General features: G+C 46.1%; 21 protein-coding genes. 11 read left to right on the top strand and 10 right to left on the bottom strand.

Translation table 11 applies throughout. The annotated features are described in order from the left end of the window. Window positions 1-176: 176 nt before the first annotated feature. Entirely contained in the window at window positions 177-1,385 is a 1,209-nt protein-coding gene (locus tag D0A34_00925) for a NupC/NupG family nucleoside CNT transporter (GenBank protein ID UNU17604.1), read from the top strand. A gap of 221 nt (window positions 1,386-1,606) precedes the next feature. Continuing rightward, complete coding sequence (locus D0A34_00920) at window positions 1,607-2,194, top strand: acireductone dioxygenase (protein UNU17603.1); 588 nt, start codon at window positions 1,607-1,609, stop codon at window positions 2,192-2,194. 92 nt (window positions 2,195-2,286) lie between these two features. Here the strand turns inward: D0A34_00920 and D0A34_00915 are convergent, their stop codons facing one another. From D0A34_00915 to D0A34_00900, 4 genes are all read right to left on the bottom strand, one after another. Further along, window positions 2,287-3,105, bottom strand: a complete 819-nt coding sequence (locus D0A34_00915) for a hypothetical protein (protein ID UNU17602.1) — start codon at window positions 3,103-3,105, stop codon at window positions 2,287-2,289. A gap of 170 nt (window positions 3,106-3,275) precedes the next feature. After that, complete coding sequence (locus D0A34_00910) at window positions 3,276-3,749, bottom strand: hypothetical protein (GenBank protein UNU17601.1); 474 nt, start codon at window positions 3,747-3,749, stop codon at window positions 3,276-3,278. Window positions 3,750-3,961: 212 nt separating this feature from the next. Beyond that, window positions 3,962-4,582: a cupin-like domain-containing protein gene (locus tag D0A34_00905; GenBank protein ID UNU22113.1), complete on the bottom strand. Its 621-nt coding sequence runs from the start codon at window positions 4,580-4,582 to the stop codon at window positions 3,962-3,964. A 143-nt stretch (window positions 4,583-4,725) separates the two neighbouring features. Beyond that, on the bottom strand, window positions 4,726-5,292 hold the full coding sequence (locus D0A34_00900) for a sigma-70 family RNA polymerase sigma factor (GenBank protein UNU17600.1): 567 nt from the start codon (window positions 5,290-5,292) through the stop codon (window positions 4,726-4,728). Between the two features lie 618 nt (window positions 5,293-5,910). On the opposite strand from D0A34_00900, the gene D0A34_00895 reads away from it, so the two are divergent. From D0A34_00895 to D0A34_00885, 3 genes are all read left to right on the top strand, one after another. Then, a complete protein-coding gene (locus D0A34_00895) occupies window positions 5,911-7,125 on the top strand; it encodes a DUF4331 domain-containing protein (protein UNU17599.1) in 1,215 nt (404 codons plus the stop codon). Between the two features lie 102 nt (window positions 7,126-7,227). Then, window positions 7,228-8,634, top strand: coding sequence for a hypothetical protein (locus tag D0A34_00890; GenBank protein UNU17598.1), 1,407 nt, complete (start codon window positions 7,228-7,230; stop codon window positions 8,632-8,634). Between the two features lie 242 nt (window positions 8,635-8,876). After that, window positions 8,877-10,379 (top strand): high-affinity nickel-transporter, encoded by a 1,503-nt coding sequence (locus tag D0A34_00885; protein UNU17597.1) that lies wholly within the window; start codon window positions 8,877-8,879, stop codon window positions 10,377-10,379. A 120-nt stretch (window positions 10,380-10,499) separates the two neighbouring features. On the opposite strand, the gene D0A34_00880 is transcribed toward D0A34_00885, so the two are convergent. Then, window positions 10,500-10,937: a hypothetical protein gene (locus D0A34_00880; protein ID UNU17596.1), complete on the bottom strand. Its 438-nt coding sequence runs from the start codon at window positions 10,935-10,937 to the stop codon at window positions 10,500-10,502. Window positions 10,938-11,310: 373 nt separating this feature from the next. Next, the gene (locus tag D0A34_00875; GenBank protein ID UNU17595.1) at window positions 11,311-11,493 is read right to left on the bottom strand and encodes a hypothetical protein; all 183 of its coding nucleotides are present in this window, start codon (window positions 11,491-11,493) and stop codon (window positions 11,311-11,313) included. Between the two features lie 372 nt (window positions 11,494-11,865). Between D0A34_00875 and D0A34_00870 the strand changes: the two genes are divergently transcribed. From D0A34_00870 to D0A34_00860, 3 genes are all read left to right on the top strand, one after another. Continuing rightward, window positions 11,866-13,503 (top strand): hypothetical protein, encoded by a 1,638-nt coding sequence (locus tag D0A34_00870; protein UNU17594.1) that lies wholly within the window; start codon window positions 11,866-11,868, stop codon window positions 13,501-13,503. Window positions 13,504-13,843: 340 nt separating this feature from the next. Further along, window positions 13,844-15,310: a cobyric acid synthase CobQ gene (cobQ, locus tag D0A34_00865; GenBank protein UNU17593.1), complete on the top strand. Its 1,467-nt coding sequence runs from the start codon at window positions 13,844-13,846 to the stop codon at window positions 15,308-15,310. Between the two features lie 82 nt (window positions 15,311-15,392). After that, complete coding sequence (locus D0A34_00860) at window positions 15,393-15,629, top strand: (2Fe-2S)-binding protein (GenBank protein UNU17592.1); 237 nt, start codon at window positions 15,393-15,395, stop codon at window positions 15,627-15,629. Window positions 15,630-15,687: 58 nt separating this feature from the next. On the opposite strand, the gene D0A34_00855 is transcribed toward D0A34_00860, so the two are convergent. Then, window positions 15,688-17,022 (bottom strand): hypothetical protein, encoded by a 1,335-nt coding sequence (locus D0A34_00855; GenBank protein ID UNU17591.1) that lies wholly within the window; start codon window positions 17,020-17,022, stop codon window positions 15,688-15,690. A 97-nt stretch (window positions 17,023-17,119) separates the two neighbouring features. Here D0A34_00855 and D0A34_00850 point away from each other — a divergent pair, with 97 nt between their 5' ends. From D0A34_00850 to D0A34_00840, 3 genes are all read left to right on the top strand, one after another. Next, window positions 17,120-17,908: an SDR family oxidoreductase gene (locus D0A34_00850; GenBank protein ID UNU17590.1), complete on the top strand. Its 789-nt coding sequence runs from the start codon at window positions 17,120-17,122 to the stop codon at window positions 17,906-17,908. A 1,129-nt stretch (window positions 17,909-19,037) separates the two neighbouring features. Beyond that, complete coding sequence (locus D0A34_00845; GenBank protein ID UNU22112.1) at window positions 19,038-22,166, top strand: CHAT domain-containing protein; 3,129 nt, start codon at window positions 19,038-19,040, stop codon at window positions 22,164-22,166. Window positions 22,167-22,256: 90 nt separating this feature from the next. Next, the gene (locus D0A34_00840) at window positions 22,257-23,732 is read left to right on the top strand and encodes a hypothetical protein (protein ID UNU17589.1); all 1,476 of its coding nucleotides are present in this window, start codon (window positions 22,257-22,259) and stop codon (window positions 23,730-23,732) included. A gap of 250 nt (window positions 23,733-23,982) precedes the next feature. Here D0A34_00840 and D0A34_00835 read toward each other — a convergent pair whose 3' ends face one another. The 3 genes from D0A34_00835 to D0A34_00825 all read right to left on the bottom strand — a co-directional run bounded on the left by D0A34_00835 (window position 23,983) and on the right by D0A34_00825 (window position 25,953). Then, window positions 23,983-24,768, bottom strand: coding sequence for a photosystem II S4 domain protein (locus D0A34_00835; protein UNU17588.1), 786 nt, complete (start codon window positions 24,766-24,768; stop codon window positions 23,983-23,985). A 13-nt stretch (window positions 24,769-24,781) separates the two neighbouring features. After that, on the bottom strand, window positions 24,782-25,372 hold the full coding sequence (locus D0A34_00830) for a Uma2 family endonuclease (protein ID UNU17587.1): 591 nt from the start codon (window positions 25,370-25,372) through the stop codon (window positions 24,782-24,784). Window positions 25,373-25,446: 74 nt separating this feature from the next. Then, window positions 25,447-25,953 carry a hypothetical protein gene (locus D0A34_00825; protein UNU17586.1) on the bottom strand — a complete coding sequence of 169 codons (507 nt, stop codon included), beginning with the start codon at window positions 25,951-25,953 and terminating at the stop codon, window positions 25,447-25,449. Window positions 25,954-26,163: the final 210 nt, after the last annotated feature.

Raw genomic sequence — 26,163 nt, 5'->3', positions numbered from 1 at the left:
ATATTGCGATCGGGCTGCATCGTGTATGATAGGCCCTCCGGGGCTGTGCGGCCCACGCCGCGAACTCATGGCGACCTCCGGAAACGAGATAAAGTACGATCGGACTGTTAAATTGGATTACCAGGCAGAGCCTGGTAACGAGAAATGCTTGCTGCACATTCTCTAAAAATTGCTAAATGGAACGACTTATTTCTGTATTCGGGTTAGCTGTTTTTGTCGGTTTGTCCTACGCCTTTTCAGTCGATCGGCGCGCTGTCAAGTGGCCGCCCGTATTGTGGGGAATTGCTTTACAGCTAATTTTTGCTATTTTGATTCTCAAAACTGCTCCTGGTTTGGCTGTCTTTAAATTTTTGGGAGATTTGGTAACGCAGTTTCTCAATTTTTCTGATGCGGGGGCAAAGTTTATATTTGGAGACAATTTTGCCGACCACTTTATCGCTTTTAAAGTGCTGCCGACTATCATTTTTTTCTCTTCGTTTATCACCCTACTTTATCACTACGGCATTTTGCAGCGAGTTGTGCAAGCAGTGGCATGGTTGATGATGAAAACCATGAAAACGTCGGGCGCAGAAACGCTTTCTTGTGCTGGGAATATCTTTATCGGGCAAACGGAAGCTCCTTTGTTAATTAAACCTTATTTGGCCGCGATGACGCTCTCGGAACTCCATGCTGTCATGACGGGAGGATTTGCCACAATTGCCGGCGGAGTCATGGCAGCTTATATTTCTTTTGGAGTACCGGCTCAACATTTAATTGGGGCGTCGGTGATGTCTGCACCAGCAGCTTTGGCTATTTCTAAATTGCTGTACCCAGAAACTGAAAAGTCGCTGACTGCTGGGGGGGTGGAGGTGAAGGTGGAAAAGGTTTATGCTAATGCGGTGGATGCGGCGGCTTCGGGTGCTAGCGACGGGTTGAAGTTGGCGGCGAATGTGGCCGCTATGCTGATTGCTTTTTTGGGTTTGTTGGCTTTTTTTAATGCGCTTTTGGGGTGGTTTGGAGGGCTAATTAGTTTGCCTCAGTTGTCGCTAGAATTAATTTTAGCTTATTTGATGGCTCCGGTTGCTTGGCTGATGGGGGTGCCTTGGGCTGATTGTGCAGAGGTGGGGATTGTTTTGGGAAAAAAAACGATTTTGAATGAGTTTGTTGCTTATTTAGATTTGATGGAATTGGTGAAACAACAGGCGATTTCTGAACGATCGCAAATTATCGCGACTTATGCTTTGTGCGGGTTTTCTAACATTGGTTCGATCGGGATTCAGATTGGGGGAATTGGCGCGATGGCTCCGGAGCGGCAAGGCGATTTGGCGAGGTTGGGCGTGAGGGCGATGATTGCTGGCTCTTTGGCTTGTTTTATGACTGCTTGTATCGCGGGGATGCTGATTTGAAAGTTGTGAGTTTTTAGTTAAGCTTTGCCGTGCTTATGGTGCACCTTACATTAACTCCAGTAAATGTTATTAAATAAAAGTTAAAAAAAACACCAAATTATTTGATGAGTGGTATTGCTTTGATGATGGGCGAGGCAGGACATGGAATTTTAGCGATCGGCTATTATTGGAAATAAGCAGGAGTTTAGTTTTTGACCAAAGCTTAAAACAGCAGCTTAAAAATGGAAACTAAATTTCCCTCAAAGCTCAAAACATTAGGTGGTAATATGGCTGTTCTGCAACTAGAAGACGGTAGAACATATACGGATATCCGGGCGATCGCGAGTCAACTGGCCGTTTTAAATATTGAGATCGATTCTCTGCCCACAAACGAAAATCCGGCGTTTCAAGAACTGCTCGTTCAAGACATTCTCAATGTTACAGAAAAACAGCAGATTCTCGCAGCATTTAATAGCGAGTTTGAACAGTTTAAGCGCGCCAGCGGATATCAGTGGTGCGACTTAAAAGTCCTGCATCCAGGTTCGCAGCAGATTTACGCGCTGATGACTCAAAGCGATCGCACTCATACCCACACAGATGCAGAAGTTCTTCACATTTTAGCTGGGGAATGCGTTTTTGGGTTTGTGTATTCTAACGGCTCTCAGGTACAATTAATGCTGCAAGCTGAAGAATACATTAAAGTGCCTGCCAATACCGAACATTGGTTTTATCTCACTCCGTCGCTGTACTTGAAAGCCTTGCAGTATTACACCAGTGCTCAAGGCTGGGTTCCTCAGTATACTAACAGGAAACTAAAAATTAAAAACTAAATTTAGGGTGCGCTTCGGCGCACCTTCCTCTATCGAAGTAGGCGCTTGAAAGGGCGACTCAACAAACAAAATTTCTCTCTAAGAGACTAGGATTAAAGGCTTTCTGTTTCATGAGGTGTGGTCATTTCAATTTCTTCGCAACGCTGCAAAAGCGCTTCTATTTCCTGGGCTAAAAAAATTACTTCCGGCCAAGAAGAACCGTTAATTAAATCTTGAGCGTGAGCTAATTTGTTTCTCAATGCTTCTGCGGACTTTAAAAAACGCTCCCCGTAGCGTTTGGATTTGAGCCCCAGCCGATCGACTATTTCCGCAGAAGTCAGGATTAAATCTCGCTTATCGCAGAATTGCAGGTAATCGATTAAGTCAATTGCTTCATTTCGCGATCGCCCCAATTCCCACAGGTGTTTTGCCGCTAAGATGCGATCGCCCTTAAGCAATTTCTGCCAAGAATCTGGGGGAAAGTAAATCCGCACGATCCGCAATAAATTCATTTCCAAAAGCGTCACCAAGCCAAACAGCAGCATCCGCACCGGTGCTTTTTGCAAATCGCCACAGGTAACGATCCCGTTGATCCTGTTGCTTTCCAATACAAATAATCTCGGTTTTTCTCGCAGCAGCGGCAGCAATTCCATCAAAGGAGTTGAAGCGGCAATTAATTGTGAGGGGTGAAAAATTTGCTCGTAGTCGCTGCACTTGCCGGTCATTAAGTGCGATCGTTCTACATAGCCACAAACCGTGCCGTTTTCTTCGATACCGAGCACGTCAAAATCGCGGGCTTCCATCCACGATCGCAATTGGGCTGCATCTTCGCAAGCTGGGACAGATTTCAACGGTTCCGCGAGGTATTTAACTGTAATGCTGTCCTTGAATAAATTTTGCAAGTCGGCGGAACTTGATTTTAAATGTTTCATGTCCGGTAATTTCATGGATCGTTGCTGCAAGTAGAGACGCGGCATTACCGTGGGAAACATCTCAGTTTTGTAACAAGTATTTTTTAGGAGTGGGAGGGGGACGATCGCACACGGATAGTAAAAGCAAAACTGAGATGCTCGCTTAGCGTGTCTCTCCAAATTTCATGATATTACTTACTGGCTAACTCCGGGCAATAATGGTTGGCGGCAAGAGTGGTAATAATATCGGCATCCGCAAGAAAACTTTCTTTGACAGTGGGATTTTCGATACTGACAGCTTGCCCGATCGCTCTTAATTTAACTTCCGGCAGAGAAACTCCAGATTTTGCTTCCGCACACATTCTTTTAGCGGCCGCAATTTTTTGACCAGGTGCCCTTTGGATTGCTTGCAATAAATTATCCGTTGCTTCGGGAGAGTAGCTTTTTGCTAAGCGTTTGTAGTCTTCGAGAAATTTCCCATCGTTTCCTGTCAGCTTAATCTCGGATTCTTGAGGCGAACACAACAAATTTAAGTTAATTACTTCTCCCACTGAATTAACAAGAAAACATCCTTCGCGTTCTTGGGCGATCGCGCTTTGGTTGCTGGGTACAAATTGTATAATAACGGCGGACAGAACAGCAGTTAAACGCGAGTATTTTAGCATGGGAATTACGTGATATAGTTGGAATTTTTAACCGCCGAATGCGGAGCAATGCGGTATTCTTGAGTTAGAGCGTATCCGGTCAATTAACCGACGAAATACTTGGAAAGGCTAGTTTCACCCACACTCTATAATTTCAACTAAAAATCGGTCTACATAAACCAGCCCCGACTAAGCGAAAATAAATCCTTGCAGGAAAATCAAGCGACATAATATCAGACGAACATTTCGTTGTCTAGGGAAGTTTTCATTAACAGCAAACATCCCCCTTGTGTGAGGGGCGAATGTGTGGAACCTGGAACCGAGCGAATGTAGTCGCCTTGATGGCAAATTTCCCCTTCTACAATTAAGTCTCCTTCTAATACAAGCACTTCCTCCGAGGCAGCGTGTCGGTGCATGGGAAATGTTACTCCAGGTTCTAGTCGCATCAAGCAGGTAATTTCGCGCTTTTTTTTGTCAATGTAAAGCTTGCCGAAGGAGACTCCCGGAACTCCATAAGATTTCCATTGGACATCGTTCGATCGCACAATTAAAGATGGAGTATTGTTCTCCGTTGGGGAGGTAACACTCGGCTTTAAATTGACTGATTCTGGCGGGGTTAGTGGCAGTTCGGCTATGCGCTGTAACAGGCGGTTTTTGAGGTCGGGGGCGACAGGAACTGGGGGGGCTGTGTAGGCGATCGCGGCAATTGTTGATTCCAAAGCAGCTAATTCACTTTTAAGTTCTGCGGACTCTTTCAATTTCTCTGCAAATGCGCCACGTTTTGACTCGTCGAGGATATCGAGAGCTTGAAGGGCTGCAAGGATGTTATATTCCTCGTCTGGCATCATTTCCATCTGTTTTTCGCCAATAATTGTAATTGCGCCTAAGTTGATTTTAAATTTGAGATTGTCTGCTGCCCTCGCACTCAAGATGGATGATTGGAGATGCCACAATTTTAGATTGATGTTAAACAACTTAAATTGTGTTTTTTGACCATCTAAAATTGTTCGCTCAAAGCCTGACGCAATTTGGAAATACCCAACCGAATTCTGGTTTTGATTGTACCTGTCGGGATACCAGTTTTAGCCGCGATCGCCGCGCAAGTCAATCCTTGGTAGTAGGCGAGTTCGATCGCCTGTTGCTGTTCCTTTGGCAGTTTTTCTAAGGCCGCTTTGACTTGTTCGCGGCGTTCTTTAAACATTGCATCTTCCATCGGTTCTGCAACGCTAAAGATGGGTACTTTAGCCTCTTCCAGACAAGCTTCAGCAGCCCGGACTGTTCGCTGCACAGATCGCAGCCGATCGAGGGAACGACTGCGGGTCAGCATGAACAACCAGGTATCTGCTCGACTGCGAGAAGGATCGTAAGTTGCTGCTTTTTGCCAAATTTGGGAAAAAACATCGAGTACCACTTCTTCAGCTTCTTCTACCGAACCCAGGATTTTGTAAGCGAGAGCGTAACTTGGGCGACCGTAGCGATCGTAAAGTTTAGCTAATGCCGTTTGGTCTTTCCGGGCAATCTGCACTAAAAGCAGCGATTCATCGCCTGACTTCTGGCCTGTCATCTCAGTGTACCGAAAATTTTTGTTTTGACTGCACAGATCCAAAATTAAAAATTCGGCGTATATCCCTACAGAACATAATTGTAAGTTTGAAGTTGGGGGTACCAGCTAGAGTATGCCTTTTCGGCCTAATTTTGTCGTGCTTTGAATTTTAAAAATCCCAAGTCATCTTGAATTTTATCACCGAATTAGTGATTTTTTCAGACTTAGCAATCCGCTTTATGCAGAACGGAGAAATGCCGTGAGCCTGAAGAGTCAAAACCGCGCTATTCACTCGTTCCCAATCTCTCGCTCGCTCCCAAGAAGAGCCTGGAAATTCATATAAGCGAGGCTCTGGCTCTACTGGATCGAGGGAGGCTCTGTCTCCGAGCAGGCATTCCCAAGAATACTCGGGGAACGAATAAATCCTTAATAACGCACTTTTTTACATAAATTAACCTTGCAGCACAGATCCAAAATCGCCAAACCTTCGTATACCACCAATAGGAGAAGGCTCAGCAACAGCGCAAAAGCCCGAGAGGTTGACAGATTTCAACCTGTTGCTCCAAAAGTAAAACCCGCGAAGGCAGGTTCTTTACCATTGATTTGTGCAAAAATATCATTGAAATACAGGTGCTAAGAGTGAAGCTCACAAAAAAAATTCGCCGAACCATACTAGCTATTGAAGTAGCTCTAATTGCTCTATTAACTCCAGCGATAATTGTCGCTTCCGACCACGACGACGGCGAAGTAGATATCAAAGGTCGCGCTGTCAATTTAACTGACGTGTTCGTATATCGCGAAAAAGACCAAAACCCCGGTGCTGCGGAGGGGGATTTAGTATTTACCATGAATTCAAATCCCAGGTCTCTAGCCCGTTTTCAATATTATTTCAGCACTACAGCCCTCTACCAATTTCACATCACGCAGGTAGGTGACGTGAATTCTACACCTACTGGACGCTCCGATATTATCTTGCGGTTTGCCTTCAGTCCGCCTAACAATAGAGGTATGCAAGCGGTAGCTGTAACTGTTATTCGCAACGGCACGGAGACTGTTGCTAAGACTACAGTTAACGGCGGGTTAATTGCCACAACTCCGCTGAATTCTAATCCTGTTTTGAATACAGTACCTGTGGGCGGTTCTAACTTGACTGTATTTGCCGGTTTACGGGAAGACCCGTTTTTCTTGGATGTGGAACAATTTTTCCGAGCCCGCGCTGGAGCTTTGGGAATGGGCCCGAAAGTAGGTTTCAGGGAACCGAATCAAGCGATCGACTTTACTAAAGGTTACAACGTCAATTCAATTGCTGTGCGCGTTCCGAAAGCGTTTTTGCAAGCAGGAACTGGGGCGAATACTTTTGATGTTTGGTCAACTGTTTCGATCCGGGATGGAGCGGGTGGTTTCAAACAGTTTGAGCGATTGGCGAGACCTCTAATTAATGAGGGTTTGATAGTTACTCCCGACTTCCTGGAAGCATTCAATAATATTCCTCCGAGATTGGATTTGAGCCCTGCTGCTGCTCCGGTGCGGCAGGAAGCTGTTGCTACTCTGAATGCTCTCGATCTTTTGGACGGTCGGGATAATGTCGATCCAAATGCGATCGCCGGAGCTTTCTTACCCGATGTCATGCGGATCGATACCACAAAACGCAGCGGCTACGCTAGCGCTACAAATGCTCAAGGAAGCTTGATCGGAGGTCGTTTGCCTATGGATGACGTTGTGGATATCACTCTGGGAGCTTTGGTGGGTTCTCCGGTTAGCGATAACGTTTCATATAACGGAACTCCGGGAAATCCGGCTCAGGGACACAAACCTTTAGAACCGAGTTTTCCTTATTTGGCTGAGCCTAATTAGTGATTAGTCATTAGTCATCTGTCATTAGTCAGGGTTTACTGACTAATGACAGATGTAAAATCCTTTTTTTAACCGCAGATGAACGCTGATTAACGCGGATGTATGAAAACTAAGACTAAACCGGAAATAAAATCGGATATTTTCTCGTGGTGGCTGCTGATAGTAGTTCCTTTAGTTGGGATGGTAGTAGTGAATTTACCTCCTAATTTGCGTTTTATTTCAGATAAACTTTATAACAATAGTCCGGCGAATCTAGACGCTAGTTACCGCTATCATTTCTCGGAAAGTTTGAGAAATAATCCCAATAAAAAGGAAGCAATTCAGCAAGAGATTGCTTTTTACCAGCAGCGGTTGGCCGTTGATTCCCGCAGCGGTTTGAACCGGGCGGCACTGGCGGGATCTTATTTAAAAATGGCTCGCGCTACTGGGGAGGGAGGTTGGTTTTTATTGGCAGAACAGGCGGCTCAAAGGTCGATCGCCGATTTGCCTTTTGACAACAAAGGTGCGCTGTTAGTTTTAGCTCGAATTGCCGAGGCCAGACACGATTTTGCTACTGCTTTGCGCTTTGCTAAACAGGTGGGTTTTGACAATGAAGAGGCGATCGCCCTTTCAGTTACATCTCACTTAGCGATGGGTAAAGTGAGCGAGGCAAATGTAGCCGCAGAAGCCTTAGTTAAACGGATTCCCAACTTGGGTTCTCTCACTTTGAGAGCTTTAGTGAGAGAGTCTCAGGGCCGAGATGCTGAGGTTTTGCAGGATTACCGCCAAGCAATGGTGGCGGAGGAACCGGGAGAGGTTGCTGGTTCGGCGCGGGCCCGCTCGCTCTTGGGTCGATTTTACGCGCGTCGCGGGCAGTTTGTGCAGGCGAAAGCGCTGTTTTTGGAGGCGCTGCGGTTGGTGCCGCGATACCCGCTGGCGCTGATTTATTTGGCGGATTTGGAGACGCGGCAGGGCAATTATCGGGAGGCGGAAGGCTATTACAGCAAGGTTTCTGCTTATTCTGGCGGGGTTGAGACTGTGTTCGATCGCATTGTCGATCGCGGTATGGCGAGGGTGAAGGATTTGCAGGGAGATGCGATCGAATCCCGGCGACTTCGCGACAAAGCAGAAGCGGGGCTGCGACAGGAACAGGTTTCTGGATCTGGCGGTTTCGGACACCGCAGGGATTTGGCAAGTTTGCTGCTGGAAAAAGGTCGATCGCAGGATGTAACGGAAGCGCTGGCGTTAATGCAGGAGGAGGTGAAAATTCGGCGGGATGCTGTGACGTTGGATACTTTGGCTTGGGCGCTTTCCGCCGCTGGTGAATGGCAAAAGGCCGATCGAGTGATGGCGGAAATAGTGCGATCGGGCATTCGCGATGCGGGGATGTTTTACCGGGCTGGTGCGATCGCCCGGACTTTAGGTAAGGATGCTGAATCTCGCGCTTATTTTCAAAAGTCCAAGGAAATTGACCCGAGTTTTGACGATCGAGCTCGCCAAGCATTGGGTTTGGGAAGTTATGAATTTTGAGATTAGCTAATAGCTGCAACTCCCCCAGCCCACCAGTGGTTTCAACTCTTGGCTAAAAGCTTAAGCCCTGTTGCATAGGACTAAAAGATTTCACTAAAAAGTAGAAAATCTTTTAGTCGGTTGAAACCGACTTTCGCTATTAGACAGGGGTTTCAACCCCTGGCGGACTGTGAGACTCACGAAAATATCGCGCGCATAAAAAATCACAAACAACCAAAAAAGATACCGATAAAAATGTATTTATGCAGTACCAACTGAACCGAATTTCAAAATTATTTCTCCTATTTTTTCTGACACTTTCCTTGTTACTAACAACCTCAACTAGACCAGTTTACTCGCACTGGTCAGACTTATCCGTAGCAGAAATAGTAGTCAACGATTTGCAAACCGAAATAACATTAACTTTCCCAACCGGCTTAACAAACTTCGCCGACGACAATCGAGACAGCCAGCTACAACCTGCTGAAGTTCGCAGCCACCAAACACAGCTAGAAAAGTTTTTTAGCCAACAAATTCGCCTCACCAACAGTAGCAACCTTCAAGGCTCGGTAGCAGTAAAACCGCTAGAAATAGCAGCTAAAAGCGCCAGTGTTATCCAGCAGCCCAATACCCACAGCACCTTAATTTTAGACTACACCTGGCCCGCACCTTCTCAAGATAAAACCCCCGGTTTACCTGACTCAATTTCCATCTCCAAACTAGAGAAATTGCGGATTAATTACAATCTGTTTTTGCCCGGAGTTCCGACAGCTAGCTGCCAAGCTACGATTGTACAAGCGGGTGCTGTAAAAAGCTTTGTGTTTACGCCACAAAACCGCGACTTTTTGTTAGCAGGAAAGGAATCTATCTGGGATTCAGGTTGGAGTTTACTGCTAGCAGTAGCGGGAGCATTTGCTTGGGGATGCGTGCACGCGATGTCGCCCGGACACGGAAAAACCATAGTCGGCGCTTATTTAGTTGGTTCGCGGGCTACTCCGGTACACGCTTTATTTCTAGCAGCGACCACTACAATTACTCACACTGCCGGCGTGTTTGCTGTGGGCGGAATTACTTTGTTTGCTTCTAACTTGATCGACCCGGAAAAATTAGATCCTTGGCTGAGTTTAATCTCTGGTTTATTAGTAGCCGTAATCGGGTTTAACTTACTCTTATCAAAAATTAAGACTAGGTTGGTAGTGAGGACTGAAGTTCTCAAAAAAATCAAACTTAAAATTTTTAATAAAAACTGGTTTTTAAGGAGTAAAGTCCTTACTGCGGAATGTGAAGAACCAGTGAATCTTTTGAGTAGGGGAAGTTGGGAGAGAGAATTTAAACCTGTAAAACCCGATATATCTCACCACTACCACGATCACGGAGACGGCCGCCTTCACTCCCATTTGCCACCTGGTACTGACGGTTCTCCCATTACTTGGAAAAGCTTATTAGCGTTGGGAATTTCCGGCGGTTTGTTGCCTTGTCCTTCCGCTTTGGTGATGCTGTTGAGCGCGTCGGCTTTGGGCAATGTTGGTTTGGGAATGACGTTAGTGGTAGCGTTTAGTTTGGGATTGGCTTTAGTGCTGAGTGCGATCGGATTAATCTTAGTTTATGCCAAACGAAATTTTGATAAATTGCCAAAACAGATAACAGCAGTCAAATTTCTGCCGGCGATTAGTGCGATGTTTGTAATGTTTTTGGGGTTGGGAATTACCGGACAGGCGATGTTGAAAATATTGGCTGCAAATCAGTGGGTAATTGGCAATGGATAAGTATAAAATTAGGACTCTCCCTCCTAACTACCAACTGACGAATAAGTCTGATTTTAGATACCCGATTTCTAGAAGAAGCCGGGTATCTGGCTATCCTGTTTTTTAGCCGTTGCTCACTTATCAGGCCGCACTATGTTTATTAATAATTTCGGCTAAATCCGGTACTCCCTTTTCTACGTAAGTCTTAGCTGAGGGGCGGAGTTTGGCATAGGCGCCTTTAACAACGGATCTTGTGCTTTTCTCGACCCTTTTGTCACTTATCTGGAGCAATTCGTGTGCTACTTCAGCTTTTCTTTCAGCAAAATATTGGACTGGGTTGCCATTGTTTACCGCTTCAGTCCACATCGGATCGAGTGCGATCGAGATTTCTGGCAGAAGTTGATCGACGACTTGGGCGCAATAGTCAGCCCGTATCCCCTTGACAGTAGAGTAGGCAGCTTTAAGAGCCATACCACCCAATCCGGGCGCTGCTGCAACTTGTTGGTCTATCAACTTTACACAGTCATCAACAAAAGTTTCTCTGTGGTTTTCATTCAAGAGAATATCACTAAGTCCCATTTTCACTTTCCTTGATTTAATAGTCAATGTGCTTATTAGCTTTGAGCTCAATCTGACATCATATATCTATTTTGAGCCTTTATTCAAGGTTTCCCAAGTTTTTTAAGGTTTGAATGTGTCTATGACACAACCTAATGTTGAGATTTGTTTAGTATGTTATGGGAATTAATGTTCTATCTGCTACTAATTATTTGGCTACGGTTTGTAGTAAGGGCTTTAGTCCTTATTAGGTGATATTAATGAGGACTAAAGCCCTGACTACAAACTGATGAGTTGTGAACAGTCACATAAAAAAGAGAACAGCTCGAAAAAAATATTAGAAAGGCTCTGCGTAAGTCCGATCGCACTTGCACGTATGATCGGGCACGTATCATTAGGATTGGACGTTTGGCTTGAGGGCCGCAGGTACTGCAACAATGGGAACTTTCTGGGTTTGAGCCGGGCGATCGCTCGCTCGCAATACCAAATTTTTCGGTAACGGCGCCGAAGTGCTGAGTCCGGGAAATATGTGAAGCGATAAGGTTAAGCCGGCAGCTAACAATAGTTTTTCTAACATGGCACTGTCTCCACTACATATGCCCTAGGGCATAATTCCTCTTACACCTACAACATATAAACATCCTCAGTCGCTTGGTGCGATCGCACGGGCATAGTTTAAGTGACATCTATCACCACGGAGAAGGGGGTGATGGGGATAGGGGGTGTGGGGATAGGGGGTTATGGGCAGTAGGGAAGTGGGGGAGAGTGGGAAATCTTTCCTCGCACTTCTACCGTCAACATCCGTGGAGCGTGTTAAATTCCTTACATCGGTTCGTTGCCGAACTTCCCCCCAAATCAAGAATTGTCCTAGAGAAAGAAGCCGTTGAGTCTCTCTCAAAGGTAGAATTAGCGCGTAGAAGTTATTTGACACAGCGGAGGTACCGACAATATGCTTGCATACATTCTGGCGTTGGCGGTCGGTCTAGGCAGCTTCAGTATTTACATGGCGGCGTTCTTTTTTCCAGAAGTGCACCGCAAAAGTGATTTTACCTGGAGCGGGGTAGGGCTTTTTTATGCGTTAATTTTATGGGCTTGTGCGGGACGAATTACTGGTGCTCTCCTGCTTGGTCAAATGGCCGGCGTGGCGATGTTGGGCTGGTTTGCCTGGGAAACTCTGGCTTTGCGCCGGCAGGTGACCCCCGTTGCTGAGCAAACGCCGATTCCTCAGTCGATAATTTTGCCGGGGGCTGCAGGTGGACTGTTGGCGGGCTTGTTTCCTAAGAAAAAAGAACCCGCAGCGAAAAAACCTAAGTTTGTTCGATCGCCCAAACCGAAAACGGATGTGGTTCCAGCACCCGCTGTGGATAAGAGCGAGGTAAAGCTAGAGGAACAGCCGGCGATTCCCCCCATAGCTGAAATTATTGCTGAAAGTTCGATCGCTCCGACGACTGAAAGTGCGATCGCCCCTGACTTGAAAATCCCCGACTCGAAACCACCTGCAATTGCAGAAATACCCGTGTTTTCAGTCGAAACTCCTGCTGCTGAGACTTCACCAACCCCAGCAGAATTAGCCAGCAGTTTCACTCCTCTACCTCTACCTCTAGAAATTTCTGAAATTGCCGTTCCACCAAGTGTGGAGCCAGCAGAGGCTCAGCCACAGCTTCCACAGCAGCCAGAAGCAGATGATTTTGACGAGGAAACAGAATGGAGGACAGCCGTTAAAGAGTCGCAGGCGGCAGCGGCAGCGGCGGCGGCGGTGGCCCCAACTCCTCCTACTCCTCCTAAACCAGCTAAAAAATCCGGCGGTTTCGGAAGTCTGTTCGACAATATCAAAAATAGTCTCGGCGGTATGTTGGGAAGAGGTGCGGGTAAAAACAAGTCTGATGCAACTCCCCAGACGCCAAAACCTTCAGCGACTCCAGAATCGATCGTACCTGAATCTAAAATAACGGCAACTCCTGCAGCGGGTATCGACCAAATTCTCGAATCCGAATTAGCCGAGGTGGCTGCGGAAGTGGCAGCCGAAAGTAGCAACACTGCTGTTGAAACAAGTCTTGGAGTGGCGTTTCCCAACGATGTTGAAGCAATGGCCGACTTGATGGCCACAGAAACCGCGAGTTCTGACAAAATAGGGGAAACTCCGATCGAAGATCGATCGTCCGCTGAAATCCAGACACCGCTGGCTGCGGTTGGTGAACCGGAAGCAGCAGCAGGCGTACTACAAGCAGAAGCCCCTGCTGTATCTCTGGAAACCCAGACACCGCTGGCTGCGGTTGGTGAACCGGAACCAGCAGCAGGCGTACCGGAAGCAGAAGCCCCTGCAGCATCGATAGAAATGACTGTGGTGGAAATGGCACAGCCTGTAGAGATAGAAGTACCGGGAGAACCTGGGTTGAGCGTGCAGGTGGAAACGGTTTCAGTATCAGTGATCTCGATCGAATCAACAGATAAAAAACCATCTTCTGAGGGAGAACACCCGGAATTGATTCGCCCGAATCCCCCCCCTCCGGATCTAGTAGAAGCTGCTCAAGCGGCCCATGAATCCAAGTCTGAGAATGTATCCGGCGAAGATAAGCCGTTATCTTGAGGCAAAAAGCAAAAGGTAGAAACCAGAATTTTTTTGATTCTGTTTTCTGCCTTCTTACTTCTTACTCCTTACTTCTTACTTATGCCCTCTTCCTTCCTCCTTCTTCACGCTTGACTTCAGTCCTCAACATCCATCCGTTAAATCCGTTAAATCCGTTATATCGTTTCCGGTTGCATCGGAATAATAAAATCGAGTCAACAGTTAACACTCAACCATTTAGTTTTTAGACTCCGAGTCAACAGTTTACACTCAACAATCAACAATCACGGACGGTGCAACCGGAATAGATATTAAATCCCTTACACTGCTTCGTTGCCGAACTTCCTTCTCCCTTAATATTATGAAAGCAATTATGGTCGTGGGAACAACATCTCACGCAGGGAAATCTTTACTCGTTGCAGCTTTGTGCCGAATCTTTTCTCGGCGAGGCTGGCGGGTAACTCCGTTTAAAGGTCAGAATATGGCACTGAATTCCTATGTCACAGCAGCCGGCGGAGAGATTGGTTACGCTCAAGCAGTGCAAGCTTGGGCTGCGGGCGTCGCACCTTGGGTAGAAATGAATCCGATTTTGCTCAAGCCACAAGGAGACATGACTTCTCAATTGATTGTGAAGGGCCGGGCGATCGCCAATGTGCGAGCATCTCAATATTACGAGCAGTATTTCGATATCGGCTGGCAAGCTATTCGGGAATCTTTAGAATTTCTCGGCCAAGAATTTGACATGATTGTTTGTGAGGGAGCCGGTAGCCCTGCTGAGATTAATCTCAAACACCGCGATTTAACAAATATGCGGGTAGCCAAATATTTAAAGGCTCGAACTTTGCTAGTAGTTGATATCGATCGCGGCGGTGCTTTTGCTCACATTATCGGTACTTTGGAATTGCTCGATCCCGACGAACGAGCTTTAATTAAAGGATTCATTATTAATAAGTTCCGAGGACAAAAATCGATCTTAGATCCGGGCCTGACTTGGCTAGAAGAAAGGACGGGAATCCCGGTAGTTGGGGTGATTCCTTGGATAGACGAAGTGTTTCCCTCAGAAGATTCTCTCGATTTGCTCGATCGGCGTTCTCCCAATTCCCAAACCGACATCAATATTTCCGTCATCCGCCTGCCGCGAATTTCCAATTTTACAGACTTTGACCCCCTAGAGTCGGAAACTTCCGTCACCGTCAAATATGTCAGCCCAAAAGACCATTTAGGTCATCCAGACGCCGTGATTTTACCAGGCTCTAAAACTACAATTTCCGATTTGCAGGTGCTGCGCCAAACAGGTATGGCAAAAGCTATTCAAAATTATTTAGTAGCTGGCGGTACAGTCATGGGAGTTTGTGGCGGCTTTCAGATGCTGGGACAAAGTATCACCGATAAAGAAGGGGTTGAGGGAGAAAAGGGAGAATTTCCAGGATTGGGGTTGCTGCCTTTGAAGACTGCGATGGCACCGAACAAAATTGCCCGCCAACGAATCGTAACATCTAACTATCCTCAACCGGGTTTGCCCGTTTCCGGTTACGAAATTCATCAAGGAAAAACGCAAATCCTAGAATCAGATTTGACTCAACCGCTATTTGACGATGCTAGTTTAGGCATTGTCAATACTTCTCAATCAATTTGGGGTACATACCTGCACGGCATCTTTGACAACGGAGCTTGGCGGCGAGCTTGGTTAAATCACTTGCGGCAGCAGCGGGGACTCCGCGCGTTGCCTACAGGTATTCCTAATTACCGAGAACACCGAGAAACTCTGTTAGACTCTCTAGCAGATACAGTGGAAAAGCATTTAGATATCAAGCATATTTTAGGTTGATTAGTTAACTGTTGACTGTTGACTGTTGACTGTTGGCAGTTGACTGTTGATTATTGTTTGTTAGAGTTGAGGTTAAAATTTAATGACAAAAGTTTGTTTTTTACCTGATAACGTGACAGTTGAAGCTGAACCAGGAGAGCTTTTGCTAGATGTAGCTAAACGTGCAGGGGTTTCTATTCCTACCGGCTGTCTCATGGGTTCTTGTCACGCTTGCGAAGTAGAAATTGATGGCGGAGATACGATTTGTGCTTGTATTTCCGGCATCCCTTCAGGGAAGAAGCAAGTGACAATTAATCTGTATGTTGACCCGACTTGGTAATTTGTTAGTTGACGGTTGACTGTTGACTGTTGACTGTTAACTGTTAACTGACAACTGACTAATTTTTTTGCCATTCTTGCTGTTTCTTGCGAGCAGATTGCAGCCATTTTTGGGATTCGGGATAAACCGTTGTCCCGGGTTTGACAGATTCTAATTGATTGATAATTTGTTGCAACTGGCTGAGGGAGTAAGCGGGATTTGGAGAATTCACCTCTTTTTGCAAGTTTGCCAACAAGCTTTTAGCTTCTTGCAAAGCTGTTGCAGAATCTTTTTCTGCTTCCAATCTAATCTGGGTAATTCCTAAATTTTTTTGATATTCAGCGAGTTTAGTTTGAGCGTCGAGATAGCCCGGGTTATCGACAGAAACCAATTTCAGTCTGTTAATTCCTTCTTGCCACAATTCTGCTATTTGCTCCCAGTGTGCGGCGGGATGTGGCGGTTTTTGGGAGGCGACGGCGGCGGAGAGAGCAAATTCTTTGGCAGCTTCAATTAAGTTGTCGGCCCGTACAGAACCGGTGGCGACGCCGCCCATTTCTTGAAAGTCTCTTTCTGCTGCTTTGAGTGTTTTCTTAGCCGTTTCTCCCGCGAGGGTTTCGGCTGGAATTTGATTGAGTTGGTCGATCGCACTTTGCCAATTTACCGTCGCTTTTTGTCTATCCGCAGCCGTTTTGGCTTGCTGATACTCCTGTTTCGCGGCTTTTAGCGTTTGTTCGACTTGATTTAACTGAGTAAAAGCATTTTTTTGCTGGAAAATCTGAGCCTCCATCCGCCCGACATTTTTGCGGGCGGCTTCAAATTCATCGACTGTAAAGCGCCAACTGCAGCCAAAAAAATTGCAGTAAGTTTGGGGATAGTAGCCGAGGAACCACACCGGCAAGGCGTCGAGGTGTTTTTGCGCTTGTTTTGCTTTTATTTCGCCCAAGTCAAAATCCGCGACAGCCGTGGCTTTATTCACCAGTTGATCGGATTGTTCCACAAGGGCGATCGCCTGCCGGTAATTGTGATCCATACTCATAAAACTCGGCAGCAACAATATCGGCATTGTTTTGGCCACGGGCCAGCGAATCATCGGAAAAGGTAGATTTAGCAGCCAAATTATCCCCGCAGCACTTCCCAACAAACTCCCAGCAAAAATAATTTTATCGAACAATCCGGGCGGGCGGTTGGCTTTGACGGCTGCTTTGAGAGCTTTTTCGCTGAAGTTGGGAAATTCCTCTTGGAAGGTATCGCGGATTTCTTCTATTGAGGCGAAAGTGCCGTTTTGCAAGCGTAATTTCTCTAACCGCTTGATTACCATCCGTCGGTAGACATTACCGGTTAGATTATCAGCCGCCGCGCACTTGTCAACTTCGGCCCGCAAAATTTCAAAAGCTCGATCTGTAAGACGCGCCATAAAACTCACCTATTCCCTTTTAACTATTTTATAGGTTCCCCGTCACAATAATTGTTAAAATATATAAATTTTCCCTTAAATAATGCGAATTAAGTTCATGCCCACTGCTTTAATCACTGGTGCTTCTGGCGGAATTGGTGCAGCCTTTGCCGCCGAATTAGCCAAACGCCAGCACAATCTAATCTTGGTAGCTCGTTCCGAAGACAAATTGCAACAGCTAGCTGCTACACTGCAACAACAATTCAAGGTTCGGGTAGAAGTAATCGTGCAAGATTTGAGCGCACCGGGCGCTGGAACTGCTGTATTTGATACCGTTGTTAAAAAAGGTTGGACGGTTGATTTGTTGGTGAATAATGCGGGTTTTGGCGATTACGGTGTTTTTGCCGATCGCCCGCTTGCGAAACAACTAACAATGGTGCAACTAAATATTGTAGCATTAGTTGAACTCTCGCACTTATTTTTGCAGGGAATGCGGCAGCGAAAAACAGGAGGTATCATCAATGTTGCCTCGATCGCAGCTTTTCAACCGATGCCGTACTTGTCGATGTATGCAGCAACTAAAGCCTTTGTTTTAAGTTTCAGTGAGGCGCTTTGGGCGGAAAACAAAGATTTAGGAATTGGCGTTTTGTGCCTTTGTCCAGGGCCGACAGAATCGGACTTTTTCGCAGTAGCTGAATTCCCTCAATCAATGGCATCCAGCAGCGGGCAAAAACTCGTTCCCGCAGCGGAAGTAGTGCGAGATGCTTTGAAAGCTTTAGACAAAAATGAGTCTAATGTTGTGACAGGGGGAATTCCCAATCAAATCATCGCCAATCTGCCTCGATTGATGCCGCGAGAACTTTTGGTGAAGTCGGTAGAAAAGGTGTTTCGGGCGAAAGACGAATAATCGCGATCGTTGACAATATAAATAAACCCGCCCCCACCCAAGGACAAACATTAGATCGCCCCTAACCCAAATTTTCCCAAAACAATCAAACCTCCCGATAATTCTGTAGGGGCGGGTTTTACCAACCATCCCCAATTCCCAGCAACAATCTAGATAAACCCGCCCCCACCCAACGACAAACATTCGATCGCCCCTAACCCAAATTTTCCCAAAAGGTCGATCGCACATTCGCCCCACCAAAATCCCCGCCACCAAAATCCCCTACGCTACTCCACAAGTCCGCCGTTCGTTTCAACCCCCGTCTCATAGCGAAAGTCCTCTAAAAGAGGACTGAAAAGCAACTTAAATAAACACTCAAATATTTGTCACCATAATCGATTATTTCTCACCATTATTCAGTCGGTTTCAACCGACTTTAGCTATGAGACAGGGGTTTCAACCCCTGGCGGACTCGCGGACTCGCGGACAAACAAACAACCCCCCGGACAAACAAACGACCCCCCGGACAAACCATCGAACCGACGAATAAAGGATAAATCCTCCTGGTGTTGCACATCTTGTCGCCCAAATGCGAGAACCCTTACAAAAAACTGGGCCCCAAACAGATGTGTTTAACCGATCATAAATTAATGGATCGCACAATCCAAAATCCTAAATCGCCATGAACTCAGAACGCGAACAAGCCTATCTCAACCTGATAAATCAACTGCTAACCTGTCCCAGCGACGAAGAAACGGAGATATTCAAAACTCACCCGGAATTGCTGGATAATGGCTTGGTGGCGGTAATGCTAGAAGAGGCCGAGCGTCTTAGAGAATTTGGCAAACTAAATAATGCTAATTGGTTGATGAATTGGGCCGGGATACTGCTTGTGCTGGGGATGAATGACAATACCTCAGTGGCAGTCACCCGAAAAGCGGAAGCAGACAGACTGTTAGAACAAGGAATTCAGCAGCATAACATCAGTCAATTTGGAGAAGCTTTGCAGTCTTGGAAACAGGCATTAACTATCTATCGGGAAATCGAATATCGCCAAGGAGAAGCTGCTTCCCTCGGCAATTTGGGCAATGCTTACGAATCCCTAGGGCAATACCAGAGGGCGATCGCCTTTCACAAACAGCATTTAAAGATTTCACGGGAAATCGGAAATCGCCAAGGAGAAGCTAATTCCCTCGGCAATTTGGGCAATGCTTTCGATTCCCTAGGGCAATTCGACAGGGCGATCGCATTTCACGAACAGTCTTTAGAGATTAAACGGGAAATCGGAGATCGCCAAGGAGAAGCTAATTCCCTCGGCAATTTGGGCTCAGCTTACATATCCCTAGGGCAATACCAGAAGGCGATCGCATTTCACGAACAGTCTTTAGAGATTTCACGGGAAATCGGAGATCGCCAAGGAGAAGCTGCTTCCCTCGGCAATTTGGGCTCAGCTTACATATCCCTAGGGCAATACCCGAGGGCGATCGCATTTCACGAAAAGTGTTTAGAGATTAAACGGGAAATCGGAGATCGCCAAGGAGAAGCTGCTTCCCTCGGTAATTTGGGCAATGCTTACTATTTCCTAGGGCAATACCAGAGGGCGATCGCATTTTACGAACAGTATTTAGAGATTTCACGGGAAATCGAATATCGCCAAGGAGAAGCTATTTCCCTCGGCAGTTTGGGCTCAGCTTACAAATCCCTAGGGCAATACCAGAAGGCGATCGCATTTCACGAACAGTCTTTAGAGATTTCACGGGAAATCGGAGATCGCCAAGGAGAAGCTGGTTCCCTCGGCAATTTGGGCTTAGCTTACATATCCCTAGGGCAATACCCGAGGGCGATCACATTTCACAAACAGCATTTAAAGATTTCACGGGAAATCGGAGATCGCCAAGGAGAAGCTAATTCCCTCGGCAATTTGGGCAATGCTTACGATTCCCTAGGGCAATACCAGAAGGCGATCGCATTTCACGAACAGTCTTTAGAGATTTCACGGGAAATCGGAGATCGGCAAGGAGAAGCTATTTCCCTCGGCAGTTTGGGCTCAGCTTACGCTTCCCTAGGGCAATACCACAGGGCGATCGAATTTCACCAACAGTGTTTAGAGATTTCACGGGAAATCGGATATCGCCAAGGAGAAGCTCTTGTCCTCGGCAATTTGGGCAATGCTTACCAATTCCTAGGGCAATACCACAGGGCGATCGAGTTTCTTGCACAGTCTTTAGAGATTAAACGGGAAATCAAAGATCGCGTGGCAGAATCTCTTGTTTTAAACAATATAGGAGGTACTTTACTTAAAATCAACCTACTCACAGAAGCTGAAAAAGCACTCCGTGCCTCGATCGCAATTAGGGAAACTCTGCGTTCCGAATTAGTAAGTAACGATCACAAAGTCTCAATCTTTGAAACCCAAGTATCTGCCTATCGCCTGCTGCAACAAGTCCTAGTCGCCCAAACTAGATTTGATGAAGCCTTAGAAATATCCGAAATGGGGCGTACCCGTGCCTTCGTCGAGTTATTGCGACAAACCTTATTAACAACCTTCCCTCAGTCCCCCCCTTATCAAGGGGGGGAAGAAGAGTTATCTCAATCTCTCCCTCTTAACCCCCCAGGGTTTCTGGGAGTATTAACCGACTTCTCTCAATCTCCCCTTTTAGCATTGTGGAATAAACTGTTGCCTAGGCTGTTTGGGGGGGTATCAGCAAACTCCTTTAACTTCTCCCTTAGCAACGGGGAGTTGGGGGGGTTATCAATTCCCCAAATCCAACAAATCGCCCGCGACAGAAACTCCACAATAGTTGAATATTCGATTGTCAATCCAGATATTTACATCTGGGTAATCCAACCAAACGGTAACATCACCCATCGCGCCACCAACCTCGAACCCCTCAACCAACAAAACCAAACCCTCAAACAAATCATCCTCCAAACCCGCGTCTCCATCGGCACCGTAGAAACCGACGACGCAGGCAACAAAATTCAGCTAGAATCCCAGTACAATCGAGACGAAACAGGCCGCTTTCCCCTACTGCAATTCCTCCATCAAATCCTGATAGAACCCATCCTAGACTTACTGCCAACCGATGCCAATTCCCCCATCATCTTCGTCCCGCACTACGACTTATTTTTAGTTCCTTTCGCCGCCTTGCAAGATAGGAACAACCGCTACCTAATCGAAAATCATACCATCCTCACCAGCCCATCCATCCAAGTATTAGAAATCACCCGCGAACATCAAAACCGAGTGCGAGGATTGAGACAAGCCGCCCTAATTGTCGGCGATCCAACTATCGCCGCCAAATTCAAAGAAAAGCCCTACGAACTCAAACAACTGTCCAGGGCAAAAGAAGCCGCCGAAGCCATCGCCGCAACTTTAGGAACCCAAGCAATTAGCGGAGAAAATGCCACAAAAATCGCCATTTTAGACAAGATGCTAAACACCCGCATCGTGCATTTATCCGCCCACGGACTCCTCGACGATTTCCAAGGTTCCGGCATCCCCGGCGCGATAATTTTAGCACCATCAGGAGACACCGACGACGGCGCGCTTAACGCCGCAGAAATCCTGCAATTAAAACTCGATTCCGAACTCGTAGTATTAAGCGCGTGCAGCACCGGGCGCGGTAAAATCAACGGAGATGGAGTCATCGGATTGTCGCGCTGCTTCATCCTCGCCGGAGTCCCCAGCATCATCGTTTCCCTGTGGAATATGGGAGCGATTTCAGCCAAATTACTAATGACTGAATTCTACCAAAATTTAGCACGGGGCGACAATCGAGCAGCCGCCTTGCGGTGTGCTATGCTAACCACAAAAGATGAATTTCTGAGTCCCCTAGATTGGGCAGCATTCACCTTAATTGGCGAAACAGAAACTTTACCGCTGTCAACTGACAAAATAGATTTAAGGAGATTAGTAATGTCACTTCCTGATAATGCTACACCCGAACAAATCGTGGCTGGTTTAAGTAAGTTATTGAAAGTATCCGATCCGAAGCTATTTGCCGAACACTTATCAGCGCTTGATGATTCTGTGACAGATAACGTGAATGTTATAGCTCAACAAATCAAGGAATGGTGCGAAACAAGACCTAAAATTGAACTGAATTTAGAAAGCAAAATAGATCAAATGGGTGCGGGCGGGACTGATAGTGATGCACCGGAGGAAATCGTCAGGGAGTTTTATGAAACCCTGAAGGAAAATAAGATTCGACTGGGTTTGCCTGTGTCGTCTGCGCCGCCTGCATCGCCAACAAATAATCCACAAACACCTTCCTAGGATAGAAACCATAAAAATCTTGTGGGTTGGGCATCTTGCCCGCCCCAAATATCTGATACAAATACTTGAAAACATCTCACAAAATTGATTATGAGCCAAGAATGGCAACTTAAAAATCCCAGCATTAGCCTCTATCCTTTCCACCTGCGGGATGATAGGGACGAAGGCTATCAGCAAGTAGCAAAAAATGCCCAAAATTTGTGGGAAAATCTAGCCGATAAGGTCGGCAAAGAATTTAACATCAACGAACTAAACTCGCTCAGAGACAAGCTAATTTGCTACAAAAACGGCGAGTATTATCCAGACGGCGAAGGGGCAAATCTGACTCTGGTAAAATTGCTAATTTTAGATGGAAAAACTCTGAATTTTCAGCCAATTACTCAGCCAGATAACCCGAAACTGGATGGTTTTATCTATGCTCTGCGACTTCAGGATACTTACACGGCAGACTTGACATTTTACTATAAAAATGTCACAATAAAACTAGCTGACTTAACTCAATTAAATCCCGAAGGTTGCTTGTTGCCAAATGCAATTCAACCGTCTTTGGGACAGACATTATTATTATACGCCACACCAGCAGTTTATAATAGTTACCGGAAACTAGCTGACGAATCTGTTAAAGCTTTTGTACAGGATAAACAGCCAGCATCAGTAGACTTTCGCGCCGAAGGAAAGTTATTCGGTAGTCCGATTTTTGAGTATGACAGCCGAGAAGATGATGCGCGTCAGCGGTGTCACATTTTAGTATGGTTGCAAGACAATTCCCAAACTTTGAAATCCGCAACGCCGGCGTTTTATTCTTACTTGATGAATCTGCTGTGTTCTCGGGCTAAAATTGTATTTGTGTATGGCGAAGCTCGGAAAAAGTATCGCCAAGCACAGCAAATAGTGAGCGAGTTAGAAAAGAAGCTTCCCGAATTGCGTGCAATAGAAAGCGAACAAAATCGACAAGTTAAGTTGAAGAAATTAAAGGAGTTGCTGGCTCAAGTTCACACTAAAATGTTGGCTTTTGCTCAGCAGGTGCGATATTTGCAAGAAGACAGAAATACCATTGATACTAATGCTGAAAATTATGGTGAGGCGTTGACAAGAATTAGAGGTTTGTGCATCGCAGGCGACAATCTGGATTTTTGGCAGAGGTTTCTAGATTTAGCTGAGGATAAGTATCAGCGGCAAATTGAAATAGATTTAAATTACCTGATTGCTAGTCAAAATTTGTTCCAGCAGTCGATATCCACTGTGCGGGGGATGGTGGAAATCGAACAGGTGGAATTGGACAGGGAACAGATGGAATTATACAAGCAACAGGAAGACAGGGAGAAAAAGCGCGATCGCCAGCTTGAGAATATCATCTTTTTTGTCGGAACTGCGATCGGCGGCGGACAAATATTTTCGGCCGCCTATCCTCTAATTAAGGATACACGGATTCAATGGCAACCCGATTTTTCTCTACCGCTGCATCCCTTTGCTGCGACAATTATCTTGAGTCTGCTGTTTGGCTTACTATTTGGCTTGTTAATGCTGGGTATCGCCGTGTGGGTAAGGAAAACTTTTCCCCGATAATTTGGATTTAGGACTTACGCATAAAACCAAAGAAACCGGGTTTTTCAGGGTTTTTGGGTGGTATAACTCATATGTTGTAGCATTCTTAAGAACAGGCAAGATGCCTGTTCCACAAAGAGTCAATTTTTTGTGGGGAGTAGGCGTTGGGCATCTCCGCCTCAGCATTCTTAACAACAGGCAAGATGCCTGTTCCACAAAGAGTCAATTTTTTGTGGGGAGTAGGGGTTGGGTCGAAGATGCCACCCATAAATTACAAATATCGAGTTAACTGGACTCGATAGCGTTCCTTCTTAGTAACAGCAACTTCCCCAATTTCCAATCTTCCCTTGCCCGTAACAGCAATTAAATCTCCAGACTTGACATTATAACTAGCTTGAGTAACGTCTTTCCAGTTAACTCGCACGTCGCCACTATCAATTAAATCGGCCATTTTGCTGCGAGACATTGCGAACCCAGCCGAGGCGACAGCATCCAATCTCATGGATGCTTCAACGGTTGTCATTTCTTTCTTTTTGGGTTCTCTAATTTTGAGTTCGCTCAACTCAATACGGCGCGTTTGTACAGGAACCGATCGCACTTGCTGCAAACTCATCTCCAAATACTCTACCATCTCGGGCATGACAATGGCCTGCGCGCCGCGTTCTCCCAAAACAATCACATCCCCAGTTTTCTCGCGGACAATTCCCGTACCCAACATCGCCCCCAAAAAGTCGCGGTGAGAAGCTGTATCAAACAAGAAATTGCCAGCGATTTCTACTGCAGCAACGTTAACGCTAGCAGAGTCGATCGGGATATCCGATCGCGCGATCGCAATTCTTTGTCTTTCAGCTTGCGGGTAGCCGCCCCAAGCCACTAATTCCACGTCTGTTAAGCGCTTAAATACCGTCAGAGTGTCCGCCAATTCTGGAGGTGACAAAAAATCAGTCTGAGTAACTTCCCAAGTTTTAATTGCTTGTTCGGCTTGGTCGAGTGCCCGTGCCACACAGTCGCGGTTTTCGATGCCTTTTAACAGTTCTTCTCTTTGCAAATTGGCCATAATTAATATCAACCTACAAAATATCGCTTAAATCCAAAACAAAACCGGGTAATACATCTTCACCTGAGAGAGTTGCAGGCGCATCTAAAATTTCCACATCTGAACCTTGACGGGAGATTTCAACTTTTCTATTTTTGCGATCGAGCAACCATCCCAACCTCGCTCCATTTTTCACATACACTTTCATTTTAGCCCGCAATTTTTCAAGCGAGTCAGTGGTCGATCGCAATTCCACCACAAAATCGGGACAAATCGGCGCAAATTTCTTTTTTTCTTCCGAAGTTAAAGCATCCCACCTGTCCCGCCGAATCCAAGCACCGTCAGGAGAAATATCAGTACCGTCGGGCAGTTTGAATCCAGTTGAAGAATCAAAAGCAATTCCCAAATGCTTATTTTGACGGCTCCAACCTTCTAGTTGAAAACTTAGATCCGCATTCCGTCTGCCTGTATCGCTACTCGCAGGCGGCATAATAATTAATTCTCCCGTTGCAGTGCGTTCAAATCTTAAATCCCGGTTGTCTATACACAACTGAAAAAACTGCTCATCAGTTAATTCGAGCGTTAATTCTAGGGGAGAAGGTAGGGGGATAGTTTGTGATTCCATAACTGCCTCCAAATATTACACGAGTTGAATGTCAACAGTCAACAGTCAACAGTCAACTGTTAACAAACAAATAACTAAGTCTCTGTATAACCTTGGATATTTTCCGGTTCAAACTGCTGCAAAATCTTCGCAGCTTTCCCAGTCAAATCATCAGTACCCTTAACCGCAATCAAAAATTTACCCGCATTCAAACGGTTGCGGTAGGGCAAAGCATCGCCGCTGCCAAAAGCCATACCCCCGGCTCCGCCAACAACAAAGCTGCCCATCCCGCCGGCGATCGCACCTAGCACTCCGCCGATCACGTGATCGCCAATTTCGCCCGCCCACGCAAAAGTCTTCAACTGAGTCATCAGACTGAAAGTAACGCCAGCAATAAAGCCAAACGGCACCAGCCAAACAGCCATGAGTTTAGCTTGTTTATTCGCTTGCTGGTTGGGGTCGATCAAGCCAAATTCATCAGCAGTTTTGTAGCCGCGGCCCAAAATGCTCACTTGCTTCATGGGCAAGCCTTCTTTTTCCAGAGCAGAGTAGGCAGCTTCGGCTTGAATTCGATCGGGCAGTACGGCGATAAGATAATTCATTAGAAAACAATTCCTGATAATTAGGCTTGAATAGCCAAAGTCTATTATAGCCCGAAAAGACATACTAGCTAAGCAGTTGGGGGATTTTAACACGGTCAGAGAGTCCGATCGCCCCCAGAGCTAAAATATTTCACGCAAAAAACGGCCGACCTTGACCGAATACAGATACAATTCAAACTGCACAAAGGCAAGCTTGAGCTGAGCTGTTAG

This window comes from Microcoleus vaginatus PCC 9802, assembly GCA_022701275.1.
Taxonomy (GTDB): domain Bacteria; phylum Cyanobacteriota; class Cyanobacteriia; order Cyanobacteriales; family Microcoleaceae; genus Microcoleus; species Microcoleus vaginatus_A.
This window is presented reverse-complemented; position numbering and strand designations above follow the sequence as displayed.

Excerpts from the sequence above, each read along its gene's own strand:
- D0A34_00925 (UNU17604.1), top strand. The coding sequence starts at position 177 with ATGGAACGACTTATTTCTGTATTCGGGTTAGCTGTTTTTGTCGGTTTG.
- D0A34_00920 (UNU17603.1), top strand. The coding sequence starts at position 1,607 with ATGGAAACTAAATTTCCCTCAAAGCTCAAAACATTAGGTGGTAATATG.
- D0A34_00915 (UNU17602.1), bottom strand. The coding sequence starts at position 3,105 with ATGAAACATTTAAAATCAAGTTCCGCCGACTTGCAAAATTTATTCAAG.
- D0A34_00910 (UNU17601.1), bottom strand. The coding sequence starts at position 3,749 with ATGCTAAAATACTCGCGTTTAACTGCTGTTCTGTCCGCCGTTATTATA.
- D0A34_00905 (UNU22113.1), bottom strand. The coding sequence starts at position 4,582 with ATGGAAATGATGCCAGACGAGGAATATAACATCCTTGCAGCCCTTCAA.
- D0A34_00900 (UNU17600.1), bottom strand. The coding sequence starts at position 5,292 with ATGACAGGCCAGAAGTCAGGCGATGAATCGCTGCTTTTAGTGCAGATT.
- D0A34_00890 (UNU17598.1), top strand. The coding sequence starts at position 7,228 with ATGAAAACTAAGACTAAACCGGAAATAAAATCGGATATTTTCTCGTGG.
- D0A34_00885 (UNU17597.1), top strand. The coding sequence starts at position 8,877 with ATGCAGTACCAACTGAACCGAATTTCAAAATTATTTCTCCTATTTTTT.
- D0A34_00880 (UNU17596.1), bottom strand. The coding sequence starts at position 10,937 with ATGGGACTTAGTGATATTCTCTTGAATGAAAACCACAGAGAAACTTTT.
- D0A34_00875 (UNU17595.1), bottom strand. The coding sequence starts at position 11,493 with ATGTTAGAAAAACTATTGTTAGCTGCCGGCTTAACCTTATCGCTTCAC.
- D0A34_00870 (UNU17594.1), top strand. The coding sequence starts at position 11,866 with ATGCTTGCATACATTCTGGCGTTGGCGGTCGGTCTAGGCAGCTTCAGT.
- cobQ (UNU17593.1), top strand. The coding sequence starts at position 13,844 with ATGAAAGCAATTATGGTCGTGGGAACAACATCTCACGCAGGGAAATCT.
- D0A34_00860 (UNU17592.1), top strand. The coding sequence starts at position 15,393 with ATGACAAAAGTTTGTTTTTTACCTGATAACGTGACAGTTGAAGCTGAA.
- D0A34_00855 (UNU17591.1), bottom strand. The coding sequence starts at position 17,022 with ATGGCGCGTCTTACAGATCGAGCTTTTGAAATTTTGCGGGCCGAAGTT.
- D0A34_00850 (UNU17590.1), top strand. The coding sequence starts at position 17,120 with ATGCCCACTGCTTTAATCACTGGTGCTTCTGGCGGAATTGGTGCAGCC.
- D0A34_00840 (UNU17589.1), top strand. The coding sequence starts at position 22,257 with ATGAGCCAAGAATGGCAACTTAAAAATCCCAGCATTAGCCTCTATCCT.
- D0A34_00835 (UNU17588.1), bottom strand. The coding sequence starts at position 24,768 with ATGGCCAATTTGCAAAGAGAAGAACTGTTAAAAGGCATCGAAAACCGC.
- D0A34_00830 (UNU17587.1), bottom strand. The coding sequence starts at position 25,372 with ATGGAATCACAAACTATCCCCCTACCTTCTCCCCTAGAATTAACGCTC.
- D0A34_00825 (UNU17586.1), bottom strand. The coding sequence starts at position 25,953 with ATGAATTATCTTATCGCCGTACTGCCCGATCGAATTCAAGCCGAAGCT.